General features: G+C 65.9%; 22 protein-coding genes and 1 pseudogene. 15 read left to right on the top strand and 8 right to left on the bottom strand.

Going from position 1 to position 24,396, the window contains the following annotated elements; genetic code table 11:
* Positions 1 to 10: 10 nt before the first annotated feature.
* On the top strand, positions 11 to 865 hold the full coding sequence (locus CDN38_RS01900) for a DcsG N-terminal domain-containing protein (protein WP_099318752.1): 855 nt from the start codon (positions 11 to 13) through the stop codon (positions 863 to 865).
* Here the strand turns inward: CDN38_RS01900 and CDN38_RS01895 are convergent.
* The 4 genes from CDN38_RS01895 to mptB form a co-directional block, all read right to left on the bottom strand.
* Positions 815 to 1,750, bottom strand: a complete 936-nt coding sequence (locus tag CDN38_RS01895) for a COX15/CtaA family protein (RefSeq protein ID WP_075510602.1) — start codon at positions 1,748 to 1,750, stop codon at positions 815 to 817. The genes CDN38_RS01900 and CDN38_RS01895 overlap by 51 nt on opposite strands.
* Positions 1,751 to 1,900: 150 nt before the next feature.
* The gene (locus tag CDN38_RS01890; RefSeq protein WP_233027146.1) at positions 1,901 to 2,611 is read right to left on the bottom strand and encodes an ABC transporter permease; all 711 of its coding nucleotides are present in this window, start codon (positions 2,609 to 2,611) and stop codon (positions 1,901 to 1,903) included.
* A 65-nt stretch (positions 2,612 to 2,676) separates the two neighbouring features.
* Complete coding sequence (locus CDN38_RS01885) at positions 2,677 to 3,609, bottom strand: ABC transporter ATP-binding protein (protein ID WP_408633052.1); 933 nt, start codon at positions 3,607 to 3,609, stop codon at positions 2,677 to 2,679.
* 14 nt (positions 3,610 to 3,623) lie between these two features.
* Entirely contained in the window at positions 3,624 to 5,336 is a 1,713-nt protein-coding gene (gene mptB / locus CDN38_RS01880; RefSeq protein ID WP_075510572.1) for a polyprenol phosphomannose-dependent alpha 1,6 mannosyltransferase MptB, read from the bottom strand.
* 176 nt (positions 5,337 to 5,512) lie between these two features.
* Between mptB and CDN38_RS01875 the strand changes: the two genes are divergently transcribed.
* From CDN38_RS01875 to CDN38_RS01845, 7 genes are read left to right on the top strand one after another with little or no spacing between them, the layout of a single operon-like run.
* Positions 5,513 to 6,298: a helix-turn-helix transcriptional regulator gene (locus CDN38_RS01875; RefSeq protein WP_082277109.1), complete on the top strand. Its 786-nt coding sequence runs from the start codon at positions 5,513 to 5,515 to the stop codon at positions 6,296 to 6,298.
* Positions 6,295 to 8,814 (top strand): intein-containing Fe-S cluster assembly protein SufB, encoded by a 2,520-nt coding sequence (gene sufB, locus CDN38_RS01870; protein ID WP_075510571.1) that lies wholly within the window; start codon positions 6,295 to 6,297, stop codon positions 8,812 to 8,814. Before CDN38_RS01875 ends, sufB begins: the two co-directional genes overlap by 4 nt.
* Positions 8,811 to 9,983, top strand: coding sequence for a Fe-S cluster assembly protein SufD (sufD, locus tag CDN38_RS01865; protein WP_075510570.1), 1,173 nt, complete (start codon positions 8,811 to 8,813; stop codon positions 9,981 to 9,983). Before sufB ends, sufD begins: the two co-directional genes overlap by 4 nt.
* Positions 9,983 to 10,789 (top strand): Fe-S cluster assembly ATPase SufC, encoded by an 807-nt coding sequence (sufC, locus tag CDN38_RS01860; protein WP_075510569.1) that lies wholly within the window; start codon positions 9,983 to 9,985, stop codon positions 10,787 to 10,789. Before sufD ends, sufC begins: the two co-directional genes overlap by 1 nt.
* Before the next feature lie 2 nt (positions 10,790 to 10,791).
* Positions 10,792 to 12,054, top strand: a complete 1,263-nt coding sequence (locus CDN38_RS01855; protein WP_075510568.1) for a cysteine desulfurase — start codon at positions 10,792 to 10,794, stop codon at positions 12,052 to 12,054.
* The gene (gene sufU, locus CDN38_RS01850; RefSeq protein WP_082277108.1) at positions 12,051 to 12,521 is read left to right on the top strand and encodes a Fe-S cluster assembly sulfur transfer protein SufU; all 471 of its coding nucleotides are present in this window, start codon (positions 12,051 to 12,053) and stop codon (positions 12,519 to 12,521) included. The genes CDN38_RS01855 and sufU overlap by 4 nt, the downstream gene beginning before the upstream one ends.
* Positions 12,514 to 12,861, top strand: a complete 348-nt coding sequence (locus CDN38_RS01845; protein WP_036401045.1) for a metal-sulfur cluster assembly factor — start codon at positions 12,514 to 12,516, stop codon at positions 12,859 to 12,861. Before sufU ends, CDN38_RS01845 begins: the two co-directional genes overlap by 8 nt.
* A gap of 179 nt (positions 12,862 to 13,040) precedes the next feature.
* On the opposite strand, the gene fmdA is transcribed toward CDN38_RS01845, so the two are convergent.
* From fmdA to CDN38_RS01825, 3 genes are all read right to left on the bottom strand, one after another.
* A complete protein-coding gene (fmdA, locus tag CDN38_RS01840; protein WP_075510566.1) occupies positions 13,041 to 14,300 on the bottom strand; it encodes a formamidase in 1,260 nt (419 codons plus the stop codon).
* 457 nt (positions 14,301 to 14,757) lie between these two features.
* Positions 14,758 to 16,587: an acyl-CoA dehydrogenase gene (locus CDN38_RS01830; protein WP_099319311.1), complete on the bottom strand. Its 1,830-nt coding sequence runs from the start codon at positions 16,585 to 16,587 to the stop codon at positions 14,758 to 14,760.
* Positions 16,588 to 16,721: 134 nt separating this feature from the next.
* Positions 16,722 to 17,822 carry a PE family protein gene (locus CDN38_RS01825; RefSeq protein WP_075510565.1) on the bottom strand — a complete coding sequence of 367 codons (1,101 nt, stop codon included), beginning with the start codon at positions 17,820 to 17,822 and terminating at the stop codon, positions 16,722 to 16,724.
* Here CDN38_RS01825 and CDN38_RS28805 point away from each other — a divergent pair.
* From CDN38_RS28805 to CDN38_RS01795, 7 genes and pseudogenes are all read left to right on the top strand, one after another.
* Entirely contained in the window at positions 17,806 to 18,084 is a 279-nt protein-coding gene (locus tag CDN38_RS28805; RefSeq protein WP_142361232.1) for a hypothetical protein, read from the top strand. The genes CDN38_RS01825 and CDN38_RS28805 overlap by 17 nt on opposite strands.
* 45 nt (positions 18,085 to 18,129) lie before the next feature.
* Positions 18,130 to 20,112 carry a heavy metal translocating P-type ATPase gene (locus CDN38_RS01820; RefSeq protein WP_099318751.1) on the top strand — a complete coding sequence of 661 codons (1,983 nt, stop codon included), beginning with the start codon at positions 18,130 to 18,132 and terminating at the stop codon, positions 20,110 to 20,112.
* Positions 20,113 to 20,191: 79 nt separating this feature from the next.
* Complete coding sequence (locus tag CDN38_RS01815; RefSeq protein ID WP_075510563.1) at positions 20,192 to 20,548, top strand: thioredoxin family protein; 357 nt, start codon at positions 20,192 to 20,194, stop codon at positions 20,546 to 20,548.
* A gap of 43 nt (positions 20,549 to 20,591) precedes the next feature.
* Positions 20,592 to 20,921 (top strand): thioredoxin, encoded by a 330-nt coding sequence (trxA, locus tag CDN38_RS01810; RefSeq protein ID WP_036414816.1) that lies wholly within the window; start codon positions 20,592 to 20,594, stop codon positions 20,919 to 20,921.
* Between the two features lie 50 nt (positions 20,922 to 20,971).
* Positions 20,972 to 21,793 (top strand): annotated as a pseudogene (locus tag CDN38_RS01805) (enoyl-CoA hydratase); the annotation flags it as partial.
* Positions 21,794 to 21,828: 35 nt separating this feature from the next.
* Positions 21,829 to 23,457: an ABC-F family ATP-binding cassette domain-containing protein gene (locus CDN38_RS01800; RefSeq protein ID WP_075510561.1), complete on the top strand. Its 1,629-nt coding sequence runs from the start codon at positions 21,829 to 21,831 to the stop codon at positions 23,455 to 23,457.
* 78 nt (positions 23,458 to 23,535) lie between these two features.
* The gene (locus CDN38_RS01795; RefSeq protein WP_075510599.1) at positions 23,536 to 23,760 is read left to right on the top strand and encodes a helix-turn-helix domain-containing protein; all 225 of its coding nucleotides are present in this window, start codon (positions 23,536 to 23,538) and stop codon (positions 23,758 to 23,760) included.
* Positions 23,761 to 23,810: 50 nt separating this feature from the next.
* Here CDN38_RS01795 and CDN38_RS01790 read toward each other — a convergent pair whose 3' ends face one another.
* Positions 23,811 to 24,374: a TetR/AcrR family transcriptional regulator gene (locus CDN38_RS01790; protein WP_075510560.1), complete on the bottom strand. Its 564-nt coding sequence runs from the start codon at positions 24,372 to 24,374 to the stop codon at positions 23,811 to 23,813.
* Positions 24,375 to 24,396 lie beyond the last annotated feature (22 nt).

Genomic DNA, 24,396 nt, shown 5'->3' with positions numbered 1-24,396 from the left:
ATGCCCGGCAATGAAGCTTGCCCGACCGGATGTCTTCCACCCGCGCGTCGTGTTGGCGGGTTGGCCGCGGCAGCCCGCCGGTGACGGCGACGACGTCGGGCTGGCTGCGGCTCTGCGTCACCGGGGGTTACACGCCCATTGGTTGCCTTGGGACCATCCCGACGTGGCTCGCGCGCATCTGGTGATATTGCGGGCCACCCGCGATTACGCCGGGCGCCTCGACGAGTTCCTGCGCTGGACCAACAGCGTGGCCCAACTACTGAATCCGCCTTCGGTGATCGCCTGGAACGCCGACCGTCACTATCTGGACGACCTGGCGAGTCGGGGAGTGCCGACCGTGCCCGGTGAGGTGTGCCCGCCGGGCGAGCAGCCCAGGCTGCCGGATGCGGGTCCGGTCTTCGTCAGCCCAACCGTCGGTACCGGCACCCGCCGGTTCAGTGATCCCGCGGCGGCCGCGGCGTATCTCGCCGAACGTCAGCAAGGCGGCCATTCGATGGTGGTGCAGGCCGGTGCGTCGGTGGCCGAAACCGTGCTGATCTTCCTCGGCGGTCAGCCGTCACACGCCTTCACCACGCAAGAGGACGCGCTGCGTCAGGGTGAGCCCGATTTCGAACTCTGGGAGATCGGCGCCGCCGCGCTGGGCGGCGCCGCGGCTGCGTCCCGCGTCGGCATCGGCGAGCTGCTCTATGCGCGGGCCCACCTGATCGGAAGGCAGTTGCTGGAACTGCAATTGGTGGACCCGTCGCTGGGCTGGCGCCGGTTGGACGCATCGGCCCGCGATCGGGGCCAGCGTCGGTTCGCGCTGTGCGTGGAGTCAGCTCTGGAGCGGTTGGGGCTGGGCCCGTTCTCGCATCGACGCCCATAGCGCCGCGGTGGCCGCCGTACACGCTGCGGCCCCGAGGACGTGGAGTGCGACCAGGGCGGGCGGCACCCCGTTGTGATACTGCACGATGCCCACCAGCGCCTGTGCGAAAACCAGGGCGAGCAGCACGGCGAGGCGCCGCAGGATCGGCCGTCCTGCACCGACAGCCAACAACCCGAATCCGAGGCCGACCAGCAACGCCAGGTAGGAAACCAGCAGCGACGAATGCAGGTGCACCAAGGTGTTGATCTCGACTTTCAGCCGCGGCACCGTGCGGGTGGGGCTCTTGTCACCGGCATGCGGCCCGGCGGCTGTCACCAGCGTGCCGGTGACCAGGACCGCGGCCAGATTCACCGCGCTCAACACCGTGAGCGCGCGCAGCGGTCGGACCACGAGCCGGCGAACAATCCCCTCGTCGGGCTCGCCGACCTTGACGTAGAGCAACACCGATAGCCAGACCATCGTCATGGACGCCACCAGGTGGATGGCCACCGTCCACCACAGCAGCCCGGTGCGCACGGTGATGCCGCCGATCACGGCCTGCACCACCGTCGACGCGGGCATCAGCCATGCATAGACCAGCACCTCGGCGCGCCGGCGCGCCCTGGTGACCGCCAGTACGGCCAGCGCCGCGGCGATCACGACCGCGAAGGTGATCATCCGGTTGCCGAACTCCACCGCCTGGTGGATCCGCGGCACCTCGGCGACCGCTACCGGGGTGAAACTGCCGGGGAAGCACTGCGGCCAGGTCGGGCAACCCAGGCCGGACGCGGTGACCCGCACGATCGTGCCGGTGACCGCGATGCCGCCCTGGGTCACGATGACGGCGGCGGCAATTGCGCGCTGCACCCGCAGACTCGGGTCGGGGAGCAGGTCCACCAACCGCATCAGCGTTCGTCCGACGGTCACCGCCCGATCGTAACGACAACTACGTCGCGTAGTAGAAGCGGGCGTCGCACCCGAGATGGCCGCCATGGCTGTGGTTTCAGCCAGGCCAACGACCATGGCGGCAATATCGACGGGCTGACCGGCGCCCGATCAGGTGAAGCGGAACCAGCGACGCGCCGCCAGTGCCGCCAGCGTTCCCCACGCTGCCAGGACGATCAGCCCGAACCAGTCCACCGACAGGATCATCGCCTGCGACAGCGCCTCGGTGAGCGCGCCGGACGGGGTAAGCCGCGCTGCCCACTTGATGGCCGTCGGAATCATCGTGGTTTCGAGGGTGAGCGCGCCGAACCCGGCGAATACGAACCACATCAGGTTGGCGACCGCGAGCACGATCTCGGCCCGCAACGTGCCGCCGAGCAGCAGCCCGAGCGCGGCGAAGCCGGCGGTGCCCAGCGCGATGACGGTCGCGCCCAAAGCCAGCGCGGCCAGCGCCGGTCGCCAGCCCAGTGCAAAGCCAATGGCGCCCAAGATGATTGCTTGCAGAAACACCACGGCAACCACGGCCAGTGACTTGCCGGCAATGATTCCCCAGACCGGTAGCGGGGTTGCGCCGAGCCGTTTGAGTGCGCCGTAGCGGCGGTCGAACGCGACCGCGATGGCCTGGCCGGTGAACGCGGTGGAGAACACGGCGAGTGCCATGATCACCGGTACGAACGTGGCGGCGCGGTGTTGCCCGAATGAGCCGAGCGGCAGCAGCGTGAGCCCGACCAGCAGGGTGATCGGGATGAACATGGTCAGCAGCAGCTGCTCGCCGTTGCGCAACAGCAGTTTGAGTTCCAGCCCGAACTGTGCGGCCAGCATCCGGGATACGGCATTGGGGCGCGGGTTCGGGGCGAAGGTCCCCGGGGGAAACAGCGTGTTGTCGGTCACGGTCGCAACTTCCTGCCGGTGAGATCCAGGAACACGTCCTCGAGGCTGCGTTGTTCGACCCGCATATCGGTGGCCAGCACGTCGATCTGCGCGCACCAGGCGGTGACGGTTGCCAGTACCTGCGGGTTGACCGGGCCCTCGACGAGGTACTCGCCGGGCGTTGACTCGGAGGCCTGGTAGTCCTCCGGTAACGCGGAGGCCAACAGCGACAGGTCAAGCCGCGGTGGTGCGGTGAACCGCAACTGGTCTTTGGCGCCGGTGCGTGTGAGCTCGGTCGGGGTGCCCGCGGCCACCGTGACGCCATGGTCGATAATGACCAGCCGGTCCGCGAGTTCTTCAGCTTCTTTGAGTTGATGGGTGGTCAGCACGACCGTCACACCGTCGCGGCGCAGGGCGTCGATCAACTCCCATACCACTAGCCGGGCGTGGGCGTCCATGCCGGCAGTGGGCTCGTCGAGAAAAACCAGCTCGGGACGCCCCACCAGAGCGCAGGCCAGCGCAAGTCGCTGCTGCTGCCCTCCGGAGAGCCGCCGATAGGTGGTTTGGGCGACCTCGGTGAGCCCTAGGGTGTCCAGCAGCCACCGCGGATCAATCGGGTCGGCCGCATAGGCTGCGACCAGGTTCAGCATTTCGCCGGCGCGTGCGGCTGGATAGCCGCCGCCACCCTGCAGCATCACGCCAATGCGGGGGCGCAGCCGCGCGTTGTCGGCGATCGGGTCCAGTCCGAGCACCTCGATGGTTCCGGTGTCCGGGCGCACGAAGCCCTCGCACATCTCGACGGTTGTCGTCTTGCCGGCACCGTTGGGGCCCAACAGCGCCAGTACCTCGGCGCCCCGCACCTCGAGATCGAGGCTGGAGACGGCCGTCAGGGATCCGTACCGCTTGGTCACTCCGCGTAGCCGGACCACTACGGCGTCTCGTGGGGACAATTGGGGGGCCGAGCTCACGTGGAGTCAGCGTAGGCGTCCGGCGCCGACGTCGTCTGCTGGGTCACCGAAGTCTCAGCTGCGGGTACCGGATCCACCTCCGTCTGTTGTTTCGCTTTACCGTTCCCCGTCGGCAGTCCTTGCCACGGTAACCGATGGTAGGTCAGCGCAATCAGGACCAACACGATGATCGCGCTGGCCAGGGTGGCATCGATGATCTGAAACAACGCGAAGCGGTCCCCGTTGGCGGTCGGCCCGAAGATGCCGACGATGAGCGTGATGACGATGGCGGCCACCCGAAATCCGGTGCGGGTCGCCCATGCCGCCATCGGAATGATGGCCCAGAGCAGATACCAGGGCTGCACGACGGGGAACAGCAGCACCGTGATGCCCAGCGCGACGCCGAGGCCACCGATCGGGTGCAGCCGGCCGCGGAACACCGCCAGCAGCAACCAGCAGACCATCACCATGATGATCAGCACGCCCATGGCACGCGTCAGCGACAACACCGCGGTGGTGTGATCGCCCAAGCGCAGCAGAATGCCCACCTGCCCGGTGCCCAACGCCAGCAGTGTCGGCGGTGACATCCAGCTGCGCACCACGTTGGCGGTGCCCAGGGTGAAGATCCAGCCGAAGCCCAGCCCGCTGGCCCATCCGACGATGGCCATCACCGACAGCGACAGTGCCGCCATGCCGCCGCCGGCCAGCAGCAGCGCTTTGATCGTGCCGCCGTAGCGGTAGGCCAAGGCCATCGTGATGAAGCCCAACGCCAGCAGGGAAGGAAGCTTCACCTGCGATGACAAGACGATCAGGACCGAACCGCCGAGCAGCATGCCCAGTGGTTCCCAGTCCGCGCCTGGACGCCACGATCTCGGCATCAGTCGCGAGGCTTTCCCCAAATCGATGCCACGCAGCGCGATTTCGGCGCCGGTCAGCATCAACCCGAGCATCAGTGCCTCGTTGTGGATGCCGGCGACCAAGTGCATGAACAGCAGGGGATTGGCCGCGCCCAGCCACAGCGCGCTGACCTCGGCAACACCACAGCGCCGGGCCAGCCGCGGCGTCGCCCACACGATCATTGCGACGCCGATCAACACCACCAACCGGTGGCAGAGGACCGCGGCGACAATGTTTTCCCCTGTCAGCGCGGAGATTCCGCGGCCGATCCACAAGAACAGCGGACCGTAGGGAGCCGGCGTCTCCCGCCACAGGCTGGGAACCGACAGCGTGAACACGTGGCCCAGGCCCAAGCCGGACGCGGGGCCCACTCGGTAGGGGTCGAGTCCGTCGCGGGAGATCTGGCTTTGGGCCAGGTAGGAATAGACGTCCTTGCTGTACATCGGCGGGGCGATGAGCAGCGGCACCATCCACAACAGCAGGGTGCGGTCCAGGTCGCCGCGCGACATCTTCCTCTTGCCCAGCGCGAACCTGCCGAGCATCAGCCAGGCCAGCGCCATCATGACGGCTCCGGTGGTGGTCATCGTCAACGACACGGTCTGGATTCGCGACGGCAGGTTGAGCAGCCGGACCCCGAAGGTGGGATCCTGCACCACCGGCCTGGCGCCGGCGCCCAGGGCACCGATGCCCATCAAGACCGTGCCGGTGGCGCCGAACAGCCGGGTGCGCGCCAGCGCGGTCAGTTCGGCGGCATTCAGCGGCGAGCCCACCGCCTGCTCGTCGCCGTGGAGGCTGGCGATCGACGAGCTCAGCGTGTGCTGGCGGGCTGCCATCAGAGCAGCCTAGCCCCGGCGACGATGCGCGCCGCAGGATGCGGCGTGTGGAGGAGCGGGGCAGTGTGGTCTAGCCCCGGCGACGATGCGCGCCGCAGGATGCGGCGTGTGGAGGAGCGGGGCAGTGTGGTCTAGCCCCGGCGACTCGGGGTGGGCGGGCACGCCGCAGCTGCGGCGTGAGGGCACCCTCGCTAGACAGCTCTCTGGAATTACGTCACACTTGTGTTGTGAAAATCCCGGCAGCTACTCCTGCTGTCCCAGCCGCGGTCCCGGACGGTCATACCCGTCGCGCCATTGTGCGCTTGCTGGTGGAATCCGGGTCGATCACCGCCGGTGAGATCGGCGACCGGTTGGGGCTGTCGGCCGCCGGTGTGCGGCGTCATCTTGACGCACTCATCGAGGTGGGCGACGCGGAATCCGTACCGGCCGCGTCGTGGCAGCAGGCGGGACGCGGACGGCCCGCCAAGCGTTACCGGCTGACCTCGGCCGGCCGGGCCAAGCTGGACCACTCATACGACGACTTGGCGTCGGCGGCTATGCGGCAACTGCGGGAGATCGGCGGCGACGACGCGGTGCGGGCATTCGCGCGCCGGCGCATCGACGCGATTCTGGCCGATGTCGCCCGGGCCGACGGCCACGGCGACGCCGCGGTGGAAGCGGCCGCGGAGCGGATCGCCGACGCGTTGACCAAAGCCGGTTACGTCGCCACCACCACCCGGGTGGGTGGGCCGATCCATGGTGTGCAAATCTGCCAGCATCACTGCCCGGTGTCCCATGTTGCCGAGGAATTCCCGGAGTTGTGCGAAGCCGAGCAGCAGGCCATGGCCGAAGTGCTCGGTACCCACGTGCAGCGGTTGGCGACCATCGTCAACGGCGACTGCGCTTGCACCACCCACGTGCCTTTAACCCCGGCGCCCAGCCCGCGCCGCGACACTACGAGCATCAAAGGAGCGTCCGCATGACCCTCGAGGCCAGCAAGACCGCTGCCGAGCCGCTGACCCAGGCGGAGGCAATTGCTTCGCTGAGCCGCTACGGCTACGGCTGGGTCGACTCCGATGTCGCCGGCGCCAGCGCTCAGCGCGGGCTGTCCGAGGCGGTGGTTCGCGACATCTCCGCGAAGAAGAACGAGCCCGAGTGGATGCTGCAGAACCGGCTGAAGGCGTTGCGAATCTTCGAGCGCAAGCCGATGCCGCGCTGGGGCTCCAACCTCGACGGCATCGACTTCGACAACATCAAATACTTCGTGCGCTCTACCGAGAAGCAGGCCGCCACTTGGGATGATTTGCCAGAGGACATCAGAAATACCTACGACCGGCTGGGAATTCCGGAGGCAGAAAAGCAGAGATTAGTTGCTGGTGTAGCGGCACAATACGAGTCAGAAGTTGTTTACCACCAGATCAGAGAGGATTTAGAGGTCCAAGGGGTCGTATTCTTAGACACTGATACTGGTTTGCGAGAGCACCCGGAAATATTTAAGAAATACTTTGGAACAGTAATTCCAGCAGGAGATAATAAGTTTTCCGCGCTGAATACAGCAGTGTGGAGTGGCGGATCCTTCATCTACGTCCCGCCCGGCGTGCACGTCGACATTCCGTTGCAGGCCTATTTTCGGATCAACACCGAGAACATGGGTCAGTTCGAGCGAACACTGATCATCGCCGACGAGGGTTCCTACGTGCACTACGTAGAGGGCTGTCTGCCCGCCGGTGAGCTGATAACTACGGCCGACGGCGATTTGCGACCCATCGAATCGATCCGTGTGGGTGATTACGTCACCGGCCACGACGGGCTGCCGCACCGCGTGACTGCCGTGCAAATGCGCGACCTCTACGGCGAGCTGTTCAGCTTTACCCCGATGTCGCCCGCAAACCAGTTCTCCGTCACGGCAGAGCACCCGTTGCTTGTCATTCCGCGCCGGGAGGTGCGTGTCAAGCGTAACGAGCGCAACGGGTGGAAGGCTGAAGTCGACAGCGCCAAGCTGCGTCGCACCGAGCCGCGTTGGATCCCGGCGAAAGACGTCGCCGAGGGCGACTTCCTGGTCTATCCCAAGCCGAAGCCAATCCCGCACAAGGCAGTTTTGCCGCTTGAGTTCGCACGGTTGGCTGGTTACTACCTGGCCGAGGGTCATGCATGTTTGACGAATGGTTGTGAGTCGCTGATCTTCTCATTCCATAGCGACGAGTTCGAGTATGTCGAGGACGTGCGGCAGGCGTGCAAGGCGCTGTACGAGAAATCGGGCTCTGTGTTGGTCGAGGAGCACAAGCATTCGGCTCGCGTCACCGTCTATACCAAGGCAGGTTATGCCGCGATGCGCGACAACGTCGGCATCGGGTCGTCGAACAAGAAGCTGTCGGACCTACTGATGCGTCAGGACGAGACTTTCCTGCGGGAGCTGGTGGACGCCTACGTCAACGGTGACGGCAACACCACCCAGCGTGGCGGTGCGTTGTGGAAGCGGGCTCATACGACCTCGCGTGTCTGGGCGTTCCAGTTACAGTCGATTCTGGCGCGGCTGGGCCATTACGCCACCGTCGAACTGCGGCGCGCTGCCGGCCCTGGTGTGATCCAGGGACGCAACGTCATCCGTAAGGACATCTACCAAGTTCAATGGACCGAGGGCGGCCATGGGCCCAAGCAGGCCCGCGATTGTGGTGACTACTTCGCGGTGCCGATCAAGAAGCGGGCAGTACGCGAGGCGCACGAGCCGGTGTACAACCTCGATGTCGAGGAGCCGGACAGCTACCTGGCCTACGGGTTTGCGGTGCACAACTGCACTGCTCCCATTTACAAGTCGGACTCGTTGCACTCAGCGGTGGTCGAAATCATCGTGAAACCGCATGCGCGCGTTCGTTACACCACCATCCAGAACTGGTCGAACAACGTCTACAACCTGGTCACCAAGCGGGCCCGTGCCGAAGCCGGCGCCACCATGGAGTGGGTCGACGGCAACATCGGGTCGAAGGTGACTATGAAGTACCCGGCAGTCTGGATGACCGGCGAACACGCCAAAGGCGAAGTGCTGTCGGTGGCCTTCGCCGGCGAAGACCAGCACCAGGACACCGGCGCCAAGATGCTGCACCTGGCGCCCAACACGTCGAGCAACATCGTGTCCAAGTCGGTGGCCCGCGGTGGCGGCCGCACCTCCTACCGCGGTCTGGTCCAGGTGAACAAGGGCGCGCACGGATCCAAGTCCAGCGTGAAATGCGATGCGCTGTTGGTCGATACGATCAGTCGCAGCGACACTTACCCCTACGTCGACATCCGCGAGGACGACGTCACGATGGGCCACGAGGCCACCGTCTCCAAGGTCAGCGAGAACCAGTTGTTCTACCTGATGAGCCGCGGCATGACCGAGGACGAGGCCATGGCAATGGTGGTGCGCGGCTTCGTCGAGCCGATCGCCAAGGAATTGCCGATGGAGTACGCGCTCGAGCTCAACCGGCTGATCGAGCTGCAGATGGAGGGCGCGGTCGGATGACGTCCGCTCCCGTATTGAACAAGGGTGAGCTGTTCGCGTCTTTCGACGTCGACGCTTTCGAGGTTCCGCACGGCCGCGACGAGATTTGGCGGTTTACGCCGCTGAAGCGGTTGCGCGGCCTGCACGACGGCTCCGCGCCGGCCACCGGCGCTGCCCAGATCACGGTCAGCGAGCACCCCGGCATCAGCGTGGAAACCGTGCGCCGCGGTGACGAGCGGCTCGGGCAAGGCGGCGTTCCGGCCGACCGAGTTGCGGCGCAAGCATTTTCGTCGTTCAACTCGGCGACGCTGGTCACCGTCGGGCGGGACACGCAAATCGCCGAGCCGGTGAACATCACCGTCACCGGCCCGGGCGAGGGCGCAACCGCCTACGGGCATCTACAGATCCGGGTCGAGGAACTCGCCGAGGCCGTCGTCATCATCGACAACCGGGGAAGCGGAACGTACGCCGACAATGTCGAATTCGTCGTCGACGACGCCGCTCGGCTGACGGTTGTGTGGATCGCCGACTGGGCCGACGACACGGTTCACCTCAGTGCCCATCACGCTCGGCTCGGCAAAGACGCCGTGCTGCGGCATGTGGCCGTCATGCTGGGCGGGGAAGTGGTGCGGATGGCGGCCACCGTGCGTTTCGATGCTCCCGGCGGAGATGCCGAACTGCTCGGCCTGTACTTCGCCGACGACGGCCAGCACCTGGAATCGCGGCTGCTGGTCGACCACGCGCACCCTGACTGTAAGTCGAACGTGCTGTACAAGGGTGCGCTGCAAGGAGATCCGGCGTCGTCGCTGCCCGACGCGCACACCGTGTGGGTGGGTGATGTGCTGATCCGCGCCGCGGCCACCGGCACCGACACCTTCGAGGTCAACCGCAATCTGGTGCTCACCGACGGTGCGCGCGCGGACTCGGTGCCCAACCTGGAGATCGAAACCGGCGAGATCGCCGGCGCCGGACATGCCAGCGCCACTGGACGTTTCGATGACGAGCAACTGTTCTACTTGCGCTCTCGCGGTATCCCGGAAGAGCAGGCCCGCCGGCTGGTGATCCGCGGGTTCTTCGGCGAGATCATCTCCAAGATCGCGGTGCCCGAGATACGCGAACGTTTGACCACAGCCATCGAACACGAACTGGAAATCACAGAAGCAACCGCAACGGAGAAGACAACAGCCTGATGACGACCCTGGAAATCAAAGACCTGCACGTCAGCGTCGAAAATCCCAACGCCGCCGATGGGGAGCGAGAAATTCCCATCCTCAACGGTGTCGACCTGACCGTGAATTCCGGTGAGACGCATGCCCTGATGGGCCCCAACGGCTCGGGGAAGTCCACGCTGTCCTACGCCATCGCCGGCCATCCCAAGTATCAGGTGACGTCGGGATCCATCACGCTGGACGGCGCCGACGTGTTGACCATGAGCGTCGACGAGCGAGCGCGAGCCGGCATATTCCTGGCCATGCAGTATCCCGTCGAGGTGCCCGGCGTCTCGATGTCGAACTTCCTGCGTTCGGCGGCAACCGCCATCCGCGGCGAGCCGCCGAAGCTGCGGCACTGGGTCAAAGAGGTCAAGGCGGCGATGGCCGCACTCGACATCGACCCGGCCTTCGCCGAACGCAACGTCAACGAAGGCTTCTCCGGGGGCGAGAAGAAACGCCACGAGATCCTGCAACTCGAGCTGCTCAAACCCAAGATCGCCATTCTCGACGAGACCGACTCGGGCTTGGACGTCGACGCATTGCGGGTGGTCAGCGAGGGCGTGAACCGCTACGCCGAAACCGAGCACGGCGGCGTCCTGCTGATCACCCACTACACCCGCATCCTGCGCTACATCCATCCGCAACACGTGCACGTATTCGTCGGCGGCCGCATCGTCGAATCCGGCGGCCCCGAACTAGCCGACGAACTCGAGGAAAACGGCTACGTACGCTTCTCCCCCGCAAGCGGGTGGTACCCCCAGCAAGCGGCGGCCGCGGGGGGGTAAGCATGACCATCTCCGCGACGCCAATGGATCTCGCGGCGATCCGTGCCGATTTCCCGATCCTGCAGCGCATCATGCGGGGCGGAAACCAATTGGCGTACCTGGATTCCGGCGCGACGTCGCAGCGGCCGCTGCAAGTACTCGACGCCGAACGGGAGTTTCTCATCACCTCCAACGGCGCGGTGCACCGTGGTGCACACCAGCTGATGGAAGAGGCCACCGACGCCTACGAGCAGGGCCGGGCCGACATCGCGGCGTTCGTCGGTGCGTCATCCGGATCAGCCGACGAATTGGTATTCACCAAGAACGCCACCGAGGCGCTCAATCTGGTGTCATATGTGTTGGGCGACAAGCGGTTCGACTGTGCCGTCGGACCCGGAGACGTCATTGTCACCACGGAGCTCGAACACCACGCGAACCTTGTCCCGTGGCAGGAGCTGGCCCGGCGCACCGGCGCGACGTTGCGCTGGTACGGGGTAACCGACGACGGCCGTATCGACCTGGATTCGCTGCAACTCGACGAGCGCGTCAAAGTCGTTGCGTTCAGCCATCATTCCAATGTGACCGGTGCGCTGGCGCCGGTAGGCGAATTGGTTTCCCGCGCAGCCGAAGTCGGCGCACTGACCGTGCTGGACGCCTGCCAGTCGGTGCCGCACCAGCCGGTGGATTTCCACGCGCTGAACGTCGACTTCGCCGCCTTCTCGGGGCATAAAATGTTGGGCCCCAACGGAATCGGCGTGCTGTATGGCCGTCGCGAGCTGCTGGACGCCATGCCCCCATTTCTTACCGGCGGTTCGATGATCGAGACGGTGACCATGGAAGCGTCCACCTATGCGCCGCCGCCGCAACGCTTCGAGGCCGGCACCCCGATGACCTCCCAGGTAGTCGGATTAGCTGCCGCTGCAAGCTATCTGGGCGCTATCGGCATGGACGCCGTCGAGGCTCACGAACGTGAGCTGGTCGCCGCGACCATCGATGGCCTGTCCGGTATCGACGGTGTTCGTATCATCGGGCCCACAACAATGGAAAACCGGGGCTCCCCAGTCGCATTCGTTGTCGACGGGGTGCACGCCCACGACGTCGGCCAGATTCTCGACGACGAAGGTGTGGCTGTGCGGGTGGGACATCACTGCGCCATGCCGGTACACCGGCGCTTCGGCGTGGCCGCCACCGCGCGAGCATCCTTCGCGGTGTACAACACGCTCGACGAAGTCGACCGGCTGCTGGCCGGGGTGCGACGGTCGCTGAAGTTCTTTGAGAGAGCCTGACATTGCGACTGGAGCAGATGTATCAGGACGTCATCCTGGATCACTACAAGCACCCGCAGCACCGCGGGCTTCGGGAACCGTTCGGCGCCCAGGTCTACCATGTCAACCCCGTCTGCGGCGACGAGGTCACGCTGCGGGTCGCGTTGTCCGGCGACGGCACGACGGTCACCGACGTCTCCTACGACGGCCAGGGTTGTTCGATCTCCCAAGCGTCGACGTCGGTGCTCACCCAGCAGGTGATCGGCCGCAGCGTGCCGGAAGCGTTGCAGATCATCGACGCGTTCACCGAGATGGTGTCCTCGCGTGGGACGGTGGAGGGTGACGAGGACGTTCTCGGAGACGGAATTGCGTTCGCCGGCGTGGCGAAATACCCCGCACGAGTGAAATGCGCGTTGCTCGGATGGATGGCTTGCAAAGATGCGCTGGCTCAGGCCAGTCATGCCCTGGAGGAGGTCAGCAATGAGTGAAACCGCCGCTCCCAACGAAGAATTGCTCGCCGATCTCGAGGAGGCGATGCGCGACGTCGTCGACCCGGAGTTGGGGATCAACGTCGTCGACTTGGGCCTGGTCTACGGGCTGGACGTGGCGGACGGCGACGAAGGAACCGTCGCGCTGATCGACATGACCTTGACTTCGGCGGCGTGCCCACTCACCGATGTCATCGAGGATCAGTCGCGCAGCGCACTGGTCGGCAGCGGTCTGGTCGACGAGATACGGATCAATTGGGTGTGGAACCCGCCGTGGGGTCCGGACAAGATCACCGACGACGGCCGCGAGCAACTGCGCGCGCTTGGCTTCACGGTCTGACTTTCTTTTGCTGCCGGTCAAGATGGTGACTGGCCACACGGGTCACTCGGAGGCCGGGGTACCCCTCGTGCCCACCTGTGAGCGACAAATCCGTTGCGCGCCTTAAGGTGTCGCCGACTGGGGGGCTAACGCTAACTGTGTGCCGGCCGCATCGGGTAATTCGGGTACTAGCTGCATGGTCAACCGGTGAAGTTGGCTCGCGGCGCCCCCATGCCGGGGTCGATTCGATGCGGTCCAGATGCTGACGGCGTCACCGGAAAGTCAAAGATCGCAGTCGGGATGTACACGGTGGCACACGAATTGGGAATATCGACCACTCCGGACAGCCGTCCCTCGATAGGGGCCGATCCGAGTAGCAGATAAGCCTGCTCGGGGCTATAGCCGAACTTTGTCAGGTAGTCGATCGCATGGAGGCAGGCGCGCTTGTAGGCCAAATCAGAATCGAGATATTTCTGTTCGCCGTCCAAGGTCACCGACGTGCCCGAGAAAGCGATCCACTCCGAATACTGCGGGTCGGTATTGCCCGGGACGAAGATGGCGTTTTCATGGACGCCGTAGGTCTGCATGCCTCCTTTGATCACGTCCACATGGACGTCGATGAAACCACCCATTTCGATGGCGCCGCAGAAGGTGATCTCGCCGTCGCCTTGAGAAAAGTGCAGATCACCGAACGACAAGTTCGCGCCGGGCACGAACACCGGATAAAACACCCGGGAACCTTTGGTGAGATTTTTGATGTCCTGGTTGCCGCCGTTCTCGCGGGGCGGAGCGGTGCGGGCGGCCTCGGCCGCGACGCGGTTGAACTCGTCGCCGGTCAGCGCACCCAGAACGGCGCCGTCTGGTTCCGGTGGCAGGGCAAGGGGCGGCACCCGGTTGGGATCCGTCGCGATGAGGGCCCCCTCGCGCCTGTTCCAGGTCGCCAACAGCTGCGCGGACGGGGCCGTTCCCATGAGGCCCGGATGCACGATGCCGGTGTACTTGACGCCGGGAATGTGTCGCGAGGTCGCCGTTTGTCCGGCGAAGGCCCAGATCGCCTTGTAGGCGTCGGGGAATTGATCGGTGAGAAACCCGCCGCCGTTGCGTTTGGCAAATATCCCGGTGTAGCCCCAGCCCTGTCCGGCAAGCGGGCCCGAGTCCTCCTGCGGGATGGGACCGAGATCCAGGATATCCACGATCAGCAGATCGCCCGGTTCGGCGCCGTCGACCGCGAACGGTCCGGACAGGCAGTGCACGTTCTGCAGGGGAGCGTTGAGGATGTCGTCGGCCGAATCGTCGTTGTGTATGGCGCCGTCAAACCATTCCCGGCAGTGTGCGCGGAACGTGGCACCGCGCTTCACCGTGACGGCCGGGGGGATGTCAGGATGCCAGCGATTGTGGCCGATTATGTATTGTTCGTTGAATTTCTTGGCCGAATCCAGCGGGAACAGTAATTCAGGCACGTCGCACTCTCTGCACATGACGACCCTTGCAGCTCAACTTGGCCGGCAACTGTGATGCTGCTGATGATCTTCTGCAAACCGCCCACGACAACACCGGCAGCGGTCTACATGTCGCCGCCAACGACTTATAGTCGGCGGGGTGCCGACCTACCTATTCCGCTGCGCGCAGGGCTGTCCGAAATTTGTCGAGCAGCATCCGATGGCGTCGGTGCCCGACAGTGCCGACTGCCCGCAGTGCGCTCGCGTGGCCAGAAGAATTCCCACCACCCCTATGGTCGGTATCGGTCGCACCGCCGCGATGCGACTCCATGACCGCACCCGGGCCACCGCTGACTCACCGCAAGTGGTCAGTGCCCTGCCTCCTGCCCGACGTCGCAGGTCCAACATCACTACGAACCCACTGCACCGGGCACTGCCCCGGCCATAGCCGCACGCCGGCTTCGACGGCGACGACCCGTCAGAAGGCAGCCTCAGGCATGCGCATGATCTCGTCGTCGACGGATTCGATGACGGCCCGAACTCCGGACAGCTTGGGCAGCATGTTCTTGGCGAAGAAACCCGAAACCGCGACCTTGCCTCGATAGAACGCCTCGTCGTCCTTGGAAGGTCCGTTGGCCAACGCCGCATGGGCGACACCGGCTTGCACCAACAGCCGCCAGCCGATGATCAGGTCGCCCACGGCCAGCAGGTATCGCACCGACGCGAGCCCGACCTTGTAGATGTCGGTCGGGTGCTGCGCGGCGGACATTAGGTAGGTGGTCAGCGCGCCCGTCATTGCGGTGACCTCGTCGAGCGCGGTCTGCAGCAGCGCGGCTTGAGGTTTCAGCGCTTCGTCGATGTTGTCGATGGTCTGCGTTATCTGAGCCGTCACAAACTGCAGCGCCTTGCCGTGGTCGCGCACGATCTTGCGGAAGAAGAAGTCCAGCGCCTGGATAGCAGTGGTGCCCTCATAGAGCGAATCGATCTTCGCGTCGCGGATGTATTGCTCGATGGGATAGTCCGTCAAAAAGCCCGAACCACCCAGGGTCTGCAACGACTCGGTCAGGACCTCGTAGGCCCGTTCTGAGCCGACCCCTTTGACGACCGGCAGCAGCAGATCGTCCACGCGGTGCGCCATGTCTGGGTCGGCGCCCGAAACATGTTGCGCCACAGCGTTGTCCTGGTGCGCGGCGGCATAGAGATACAGCGCCCGCAGGCCCTCGGCGTAAGCCTTCTGGGTCATCAGGCTGCGGCGAATGTCGGGGTGGCGCATGATCGTGACGCGAGGCGCGGTCTTGTCGGTCATCTGGGTCAGATCCGCGCCCTGCACCCGTTCTTTGGCATAGGCGAGCGCGTTGAGGTAGCCGGTGGACAGCGTGCCCGTGGATTTGACGCCGATGGTCATACGGGCGTGCTCGATCACGGTGAACATCTGCGCGATCCCGTTGTGCACCCCGCCGACCAGGTAGCCGACCGCGGGCACGTCGGTGGCGCCGAAGGTCAACTCGCACGTGGGGGAGGACTTGAGGCCCATCTTGTGTTCCAGGCCGGTGACATAGACGCCGTTGCGGGGGCCGAGTTCACCGGTGTCCGGATCGAAAAGGTAATTGGGTACATAGAACAGGCTCAATCCTTTGGTCCCCGGACCGGCGCCTTCCGGCCGGGCCAGCACCAGGTGGAAGATGTTCTCGGCCGTGTCGCCCACGTCGCCGCCGGAGATGAACCGCTTGACGCCCTCGATGTGCCAGGTGCCGTCGGGTTGTTCGATGGCCTTGGTCCGGCCGGCGCCCACATCGGAGCCCGCGTCGGGTTCGGTGAGCACCATGGTGGCCTGCCAACCGCGTTCGACACCCATCGCCGCCCACTGCCGTTGCTGCTCGTTGCCCTCGACGTACAGGGACTGGGACAGCGTCGGGCCCAGGTTGTAGAAGGCCGCAGAAGGGTTGGCGCAGTAGATCATTTCGTTGACGGCCCAGACCAGCGGCGCGGGCGCGGGCATGCCGCCGATCTCCTCGGCCAAACCCAGGCGCCACCACTCGGCGTCTTTGATCGCTTGCACCGTCTTGACCAACTCGTCGGGCACGCTGATGGAGTGGGTGGCCGGGTCGAACATTGGCGGGTTGCGGTCGGCGTAGGCGAAGGTCTCGGCGACCGGACCTTCGGCCAAGCGGGCCGCCTCGGCCAGGATGGTGCGCACCGTGTCGGCGTCGAGTTCGCTATAAGGCCCGGTGCCGAGGACGGCGCCCACATCGAGGACCTCGAAGAGGTTGAATTCGAGATCGCGGACGTTAGCGATGTAGTGGCCCAATGCGGTTCCCTTCACTTCGGCGGCTCGATCCTTGGCCGGGCTTTGATCCGGCCCAGTTTCCCCGAGTGAGGAAAACGTACGCAACCGTAACCACCGGCACGGTGCGCTGACCTGCCGCTCCTCCTAGTAGGAAGCTAGCCGTTCGCGCCGTTTTGGCCGAACAGCAGCCCGCGCAGGCCGCCGGTGCCGGGGGTGCCGGCGGTGCTATTGCCGCCGTTGCCGCCGTTGCCGATCAGCAGCGCGTTGCCGCCGTTGCCGCCGTTGCCGGGCGGAAACGCTCCGCCATTGCCGCCGCCCCCGCCGTTGCCGATCAACCCCGCCTGGCCGCCGAGCCCGCCGCTGGCGTTGCTAAAACCGTTGCCGCCGGCACCGCCGTTGCCGACAAAGAACCCGCCGCTGCCGCCGGCACCGCCAAGCCCATTGGAGAGGGCGTCTCCGCCGGTGCCGCCCTCTCCAAGCAGGAACGCCCTGCCACCGTTGCCGCCGCCGCCGAGGAAGCTACTGCCGCCACCACCGCCGTTCCCGTACAGCACACCGCCGTTGCCGCCCGCGCCGCCGGCCCCCGCGCCGTTGGGGCTGATACCGCCGGCGCCGCCATGTCCGAACAGTAAGGCGGAGCCGCCGACACCGCCCGCACCGCCCACGCCGCCGCTGTTGCCGCCGGCACCGCCGTTGCCGAAGAACAGCCCACCGGTGCCGCCGGCGCCGCCGTTCGCGCCCGCTCCGCCCACGCCGCCGGCGCCGCCGAAACCGAGCAGGCCCGCGGAGCCGCCCCGGCCACCGGCCTGGCCAGCCACTCCATCTCCGCCTCTACCGCCGTTGCCGAACAAGATTCCGCCGTCCTCACCGGCCTGTCCTGCCCCGCCGTCAACGCCGTCACCGATCAGCGGACGCCCGAGTAGCGCCCGGGCGGGCGCGTTGATCACGTCGAGCAGCGGCTGCAACGGGTTCGCCGCGGCGGCCTCAGCGCTGGCGTAGGCCTGCGCGCCGCCGAACAGGTTCTGCACGAATTGGTCATGGAACGCCGCGGCCTGCGCGCTGAGCGTCTGATAGCTCAGGCCGTGAGCTCGAAAAAACGCCGCGATAGCTGCCGACACCTCGTCGGCCCCCGCGGCCGCCACGGCGGTCGTCTGGGCCGCCGCCGCCGAGTTGGCCTCGCTGATCACCGAACCGACGCGGGCCAGATTCCCGGCCGCCCCCGACACGTACTCCGTATTAGTGACCACGAACGACATCCCGCACCTCCACAGCGAAGCGTCAGCGACTGACGAATCCTATCGCGATTTCGGCAGCTGTGATTGGCCATTCTCCGAGCAATTTCATGACACGAATTTTTCTGCGCTGATGCAAATTTCACTCACCTGCGCAATACCCGCCGGGGCAGCCCACGGCAGCGCCGGCGTCAGGGCGGCGGAAACCGCTTACCTTGTGCCAGTGACCAATTCAATCGCATACCGCAATGCAATCGAGATACTCGGCGATCGCCGGCGTCCCTAGACTCGGTTCATCCTGACGAACTCCCCCCTCTGTGAGGCCGCCGGAATGACCTTGACCGCTGTTGAAGCGTGCACCTCCGAGGTTTCTTTCGACCACATTCCCGTCGCCGTCGCGCGGCCGCTGAGTTGGCGTGCGGCGCTGTGGTCGGTCACGTCGGTTCGCTGGGCCGCGGTCGCGTTGGCCTTGTTTCTTGCGGGGCTCGCGGCTCAGCTGAACGGCGCACCGCAGCCCGTGTGGTGGACGCTGTATCTCGCCTGTTACCTCGCCGGTGGCTGGGGTTCGGCATGGGCTGGGGCGCAAGCGCTTTGGAACAAGGCACTCGACGTAGACCTGCTGATGGTGGTGGCGGCGATCGGAGCGGTCGCAATCGGGCAGATCTTCGATGGTGCCCTGTTGATCGTGATCTTTGCGACGTCGGGCGCCCTGGACGACGTGGCCACCAAACACACCGCCGATTCGGTCAAGGGGTTACTGGACCTCGCGCCGGAGCAGGCCGTGGTTGTCGACGGCGACGGTCGCGAGCGGGTGGTTGGGGCCGGCGAGTTGGTCGTCGGTGACCGGGTGCTGGTGCGGCCGGGCGAGCGCATACCCGCCGACGGCGCCGAGCTGTCGGGCTGCTCCGAAGTCGATCAATGCTCGATCACCGGCGAGTCCATTCCGGTGGCCAAGGGCCGCGGTGACGAGGTGTTCGCGGGCACGGTCAACGGGTCCGGGGTGTTGCAGCTGCTGGTGACCCGGGACCCGTCGCAGACAGTGGTGGCCCGCATCGTCGAGCTGGTCGCCGAGGCGTCGGCCACCAAAGCCAAAACCCAGTTGTTCATTGAAAAGATCGAGCAGTGCTACTCGGTGGCCATGGTGGTGGCGACCCTCGCGCTGATCGTCATCCCGTTGATGCTGGGCGCGTCACTGCAACCAGTTCTATTGCGCGCCATGACATTTATGATCGTAGCCTCGCCGTGCGCGGTGGTCCTGGCTACCATGCCGCCGCTGCTGTCGGCGATCGCGAATGCCGGTCGGCACGGGGTTCTGGTCAAATCAGCTGTGGTAGTGGAACATCTAGCCGATACCAGCATCGTCGCCTTGGACAAGACCGGCACATTGACCTGTGGCACACCGCAAGTGACCACCATCGAGCTGCTGCGCCCGGATGCGGTGAGTGTCCGAAAATTGCTCCAATTGGCTGCTGCTGCAGAGCAATCCAGTGAGCACCCGTTGGGCAGGGCCATTGTCGAGGAAGTTCGCCGGCGCGGTATCACTATCCCCGACGCCGAGGATTTCCGTGCTTTGCCCGGCCGCGGGGTGCGAGCCACCGTGGGTCGCGATTTCGTCGAGGTGTGCAGTCCGCAGAGCTACCGGGGTGTGCCGCTACCCGCGCTCACGCCGATCCTCGACGCCGGCGCCACGGCTGCCATCGTGATGCTCAACGGCGTCGCGGCCGGTGTGCTGGGGCTCACCGACCAGGTGCGCCCCGATGCCGCGGAGTCCGTCGCGTGCTTGACCGCACTGACGTCGGCGCCGCCGGTCCTGCTGACCGGGGACAACGGGTGCGCGGCCCGGTGGGCGGCCCGGCGCGCCGGGATCAGCGATGTGCGGGCCGCGCTGTTGCCCGAGCAGAAGGTCGAGGCGATCCGCGATCTGCAAGCCAGCGGTCACCGGGTGCTCGTCGTCGGCGACGGTGTCAACGATGCTCCCGCCATGGCCGCGGCCCGCACGTCCGTCGCGATGGGCGCCGGCGCCGACCTGACCTTGCAGACCGCCGACGGCGTCACCGTACGTGACGAACTGCGGGTCATCCCGACGATCATCGGGCTCGCCAGACAAGCCCGGCACGTGGTGACCGTCAACCTGCTGATCGCCGGCACCTTCATCAGCGTCCTGGTGTTGTGGGATCTGTTGGGGCACTTGCCGTTACCGCTGGGTGTGGCCGGTCATGAAGGATCCACGGTACTGGTCGCCCTCAACGGTATGCGGCTGCTGACCAACCGGTCCTGGCGGGCAGCGGCATCGATGGGGGCACCAACGGCCTGAACCCGCAGCAATTCTGGCCGCGCTCGACGTACGCTCGACGTCGCCGGACCCACCAGGCCTGGTGCGGATAAGGGGACACGTGGCGACTCGAGATCTCACCGCCGAGAACTTCAAACAGACCGTCCACGGCAACGACAACGTGCTCGTCTACATTTCGGCGCCGTTGTGCGCCCCGGGTGCCGTGTTGACGCCGACGTATGAGGGCTCGTCGGACAGGCATCCCGACATCGTGCACGGCAAGGTCAACTTCGAAACCGAGCAGGAGTTGGTCTCGATCGCCGGGGTCAAGCTATTGCCCACGTTGATGGCGTTCAAGAAGGGCACGCTGGTGTTCAAGCAGCCCGGTGTCGCTAATCCCGCGATCATGGATGACCTGGTGCGGCAACTCCGCGCCTACCGGTTCGACGCACCGCCACCGCAGCGCGGCCTGCTGTAGACCTGCTGGAACAAAGTCGCCTGGCCGAGGCGTTAGGGCAGTCATGGCAACCAAAGACCTCACTGCTGCGCAGTTCAACGAAACCGTCAACGACAACGACATGGTGCTTGTCGATTTCTGGGCCTCCTGGTGCGGCCCATGTCGCGCCTTCGCCCCGACGTTCCAGGCGTCCTCGGAGAAACACCCGGACGTGGTCTACGCCAAGGTCAACACCGAAGAAGAGCAAGAATTGGCAGCGGCGGCCCAGATCCGGTCGATTCCCACGCTGATGGCATTCAAGAAGGGCCAACTGCTGTTCAACCAGCCCGGGGCGCTGCCCCCGGCAGCTCTGGAAGACCTGGTGCAGCAGCTCAAGGCCTATGAGGTCGCCTAGAGCGTCAAAAATCCGGCGGCGGTGACGGCCGGGCGCACCGCCGTACGCGATACCGTGCACGGGTGAGTTTGGTCCTCTTGGAACACCCGCGCCCAGATATCGCGCTGATCACCCTCAACCGGCCGGAGCGGATGAACTCCATGGCTTTCGACGTCATGGTGCCGCTCAAGGAGGCCCTGGAGACGGTGAGCTACGACAATTCGGTGCGGGTGGTGGTGCTGACCGGGGCCGGGCGCGGGTTCTCCTCCGGTGCGGATCACAAGTCCGCGGGTGCGGTGCCGAATGTCGACGGCCTGACCCGGCCGACCTATGCGCTGCGGTCGATGGAGCTGCTCGACGAGGTCATCCTGAAGCTGCGCCGGTTGCACCAACCGGTGATCGCCGCCGTCAACGGCCCGGCCATCGGCGGCGGGCTGTGCCTGGCGCTGGCCGCGGACATCCGGGTGGCCTCCACCGGCGCATATTTTCGGGCCGCCGGCATCAACAACGGGCTGACGGCCAGCGAGCTGGGGCTGAGCTACCTGTTGCCCAGGGCCATCGGATCCTCGCGTGCCTTCGAGATCATGCTGACCGGGCGAGACGTCAGCGCCGAGGAAGCCGAGCGCATCGGGCTGGTGTCCTGCAGAGTGCCCGACGGCCAGCTGCTGGACACCTGCTATGCGATCGCGGCGCGGATGGCGGCGTTCTCCCGGCCGGGAATTGAGTTGACCAAACGTACACTGTGGAGTGGACTAGACGCCGCCAGCCTGGAAGGGCACATGCAGGCCGAGGGTCTGGGGCAACTTTTCGTCCGGCTGCTCACAGCCAATTTCGAAGAGGCGGTTGCCGCGCGCGCCGAGAAGCGGCCGCCGGTCTTCACCGACGACAAGTAGCGGCACAACCTAGCGGGCCACCGAGGAGAGCGATTGTGATCACGGCAACGGACCTCGAGGTCCGAGCTGGTGCGCGCATCCTGCTCTCGCCCGAGGGCCCGGATTTGCGCGTGCAGCCGGGCGACCGCATCGGGTTGGTGGGCCGCAACGGCGCCGGCAAGACCACCACGCTGCGCATCCTGGCCGGGGAGAGCGAACCATATGCCGGATCGGTCAGTCGCAACGGCGAAATAGGTTATCTGCCACAGGATCCCAAAGAGGGAGACCTTGACGTGCTGGCCCGGGACCGGGTGCTATCGGCTCGCGGGCTCGACGTGTTGCTCACCGATCTGGAAAAGCAGCAGGCGTTGATGGCCGAGGTCGCCGACGACGAAGCGCGCGACCGCGCGATCCGCCGCTACGGTCAGCTCGAGGAGCGCTTCGTCGCGCTGGGCGGCTACGGCGCCGAAAGCGAGGCGGGCCGGATCTGCGCGAGTCTCGGCTTGCCCGAACGGGTGCTGACCCAACAACTGCGTACCCTGTCCGGAGGCCAGCGCCGCCGGGTGGAGCTGGCGCGGATTCTGTTCGCCGCCTCCGACAGCGGCGCTGGTTCGGGGACCACGCTGCTGCTCGACGAGCCGACCAACCACCTGGACGCGGATTCGATTGGCTGGCTACGGGATTTCCTGCGGTCGCACACCGGCGGGCTGGTGATGATCAGCCACAACGTTGACCTGATCGCCGATGTGGTCAACCGGGTGTGGTTCTTGGATGCGGTGCGCGGCGAGATGGACGCCTACAACATGGGCTGGCAGAAATATCTCGACGCCCGCGCCACCGACGAGCAGCGTCGTCGCCGGGAACGCGCCAATGCCGAACGCAAGGCCGCCGCGCTGCGAACCCAGGCCGCCAAGCTGGGCGCCAAAGCCACCAAGGCCGTTGCGGCACAAAACATGTTGCGTCGGGCCGATCGGATGATGGCGGCGCTCGACGAGGAACGGGTAGCCGACAAGGTGGCCCGGATCAAGTTCCCCACCCCGGCCGCCTGCGGCCGCGTCCCGCTGGTGGCCAAGGGGCTCAGTAAGAGCTACGGATCGCTGGAAGTGTTCAGCGGTGTCGACCTGGCCATCGATCGGGGCTCGCGCGTCGTCGTACTCGGACTCAACGGCGCCGGCAAGACCACGCTGCTGCGACTGCTGGCCGGTGTCGAAACACCCGATACCGGGGCGCTTGAGCCCGGACATGGGGTGCGCATCGGCTATTTCGCGCAGGAGCACGACACGCTGGACAACGACGCGACCGTCTGGCAGAACGTTCGGCACGCCGCACCGGAAACCGGTGACCAGGAGTTGCGCGGCCTGCTGGGGGCGTTCATGTTCAGCGGCCCGCAGCTCGAGCAACCGGCCGGCACACTGTCCGGCGGCGAAAAGACGCGCCTCGCGCTGGCCGGACTGGTGGCCTCCACAGCGAACGTGCTGCTGCTCGACGAACCGACCAACAACCTCGATCCCGCGTCGCGCGAACAGGTCCTTGACGCGCTGCGCAGCTACCGCGGCGCGGTGGTGCTGGTGACCCACGATCCCGGTGCCGCCGAGGCGCTCGACCCACAACGGGTCGTGCTGTTGCCCGACGGCACCGAGGACTATTGGTCCGAGGAGTATCGGGACCTCATCGAGCTGGCCTGAGAAATCGCAAGCGTTTTCGGCCAAAGCGGTCCCGCTATCGCCGGCCGGTTCTTACCCTGGAACCCGGGGATCGTGACCATGCGTGGGAGGCAGCCGGTGAGAACCCAGCGGAAGTCGAAGAAGACGCGCGATCAGTTGTTGCACGAGTTGCGCAACGCTTATGAGGGCGGAGCCAGCATCCGCAACTTGGCGGCTAGCGTCGGGCGATCGTACGGATCGGTTCACAGCATGCTGCTCGAATCCGGTACCACGATGCGCAGCCGCGGCGGACCAAATCATCGCGCCCGGCCGGCGCGAACGTAGCGCCACTCCGAAATTCAGATTTCGCCGTGGCATGACGCGCACGGCCGAAATCAGCGGCGCCGCACCGAATTTTCCACCAGGTCCAGTACGGCGGAGAGCCGCTGGGGGTCTTCGCCGGAGGCCAGCCTGGCCACCAATCCGTCGAGGACCAGATCCAGGTAGCACTGCAACACGTCACTGGGAATGTCGTCGCGCACCCTTTTGGCCTGCTTCTGCCGGCGCAGCCGATCGGTCGTCGCGGCGGCCAGCTCCAGGGAGCGCTCCGCCCAGCCGCGGTTGAACGCCGGGTCATTGCGTAGCTTGCGCGCGATCTCCAGCCGGGTGGCCAGCCAGTCGAACTGCTCGGGCGCGGCGAGCATGTCACGCATCACCTGGATGAGGCCTTCGCGCGACGCGACATCGGCCATCCGCTCGGCGTCCTCGTGCGCCAGCGCGAAGAACAGCGCGTCCTTGTCCCGGAAGTGGTGGAAGATCGCACCGCGCGACATACCGATCGCCTGTTCCAGACGCCGGACGGTGGCTTTGTCGTAGCCGTACTCGGCAAAGCAGCGACGTGCGCCGTCGAGGATCTGACGGCGGCGAGCCGCCAGATGGTCCTCGCTGACTTTCGGCATGGCCAGGGCCGGGGTCGCCTTG

The organism is Mycobacterium ostraviense, from assembly GCF_002705925.1.
GTDB classification, from domain to species: Bacteria; Actinomycetota; Actinomycetes; order Mycobacteriales; family Mycobacteriaceae; genus Mycobacterium; species Mycobacterium ostraviense.
Note: the sequence above shows the minus strand (reverse complement) of the source record. Positions and strands in the feature narration are given on the sequence as shown.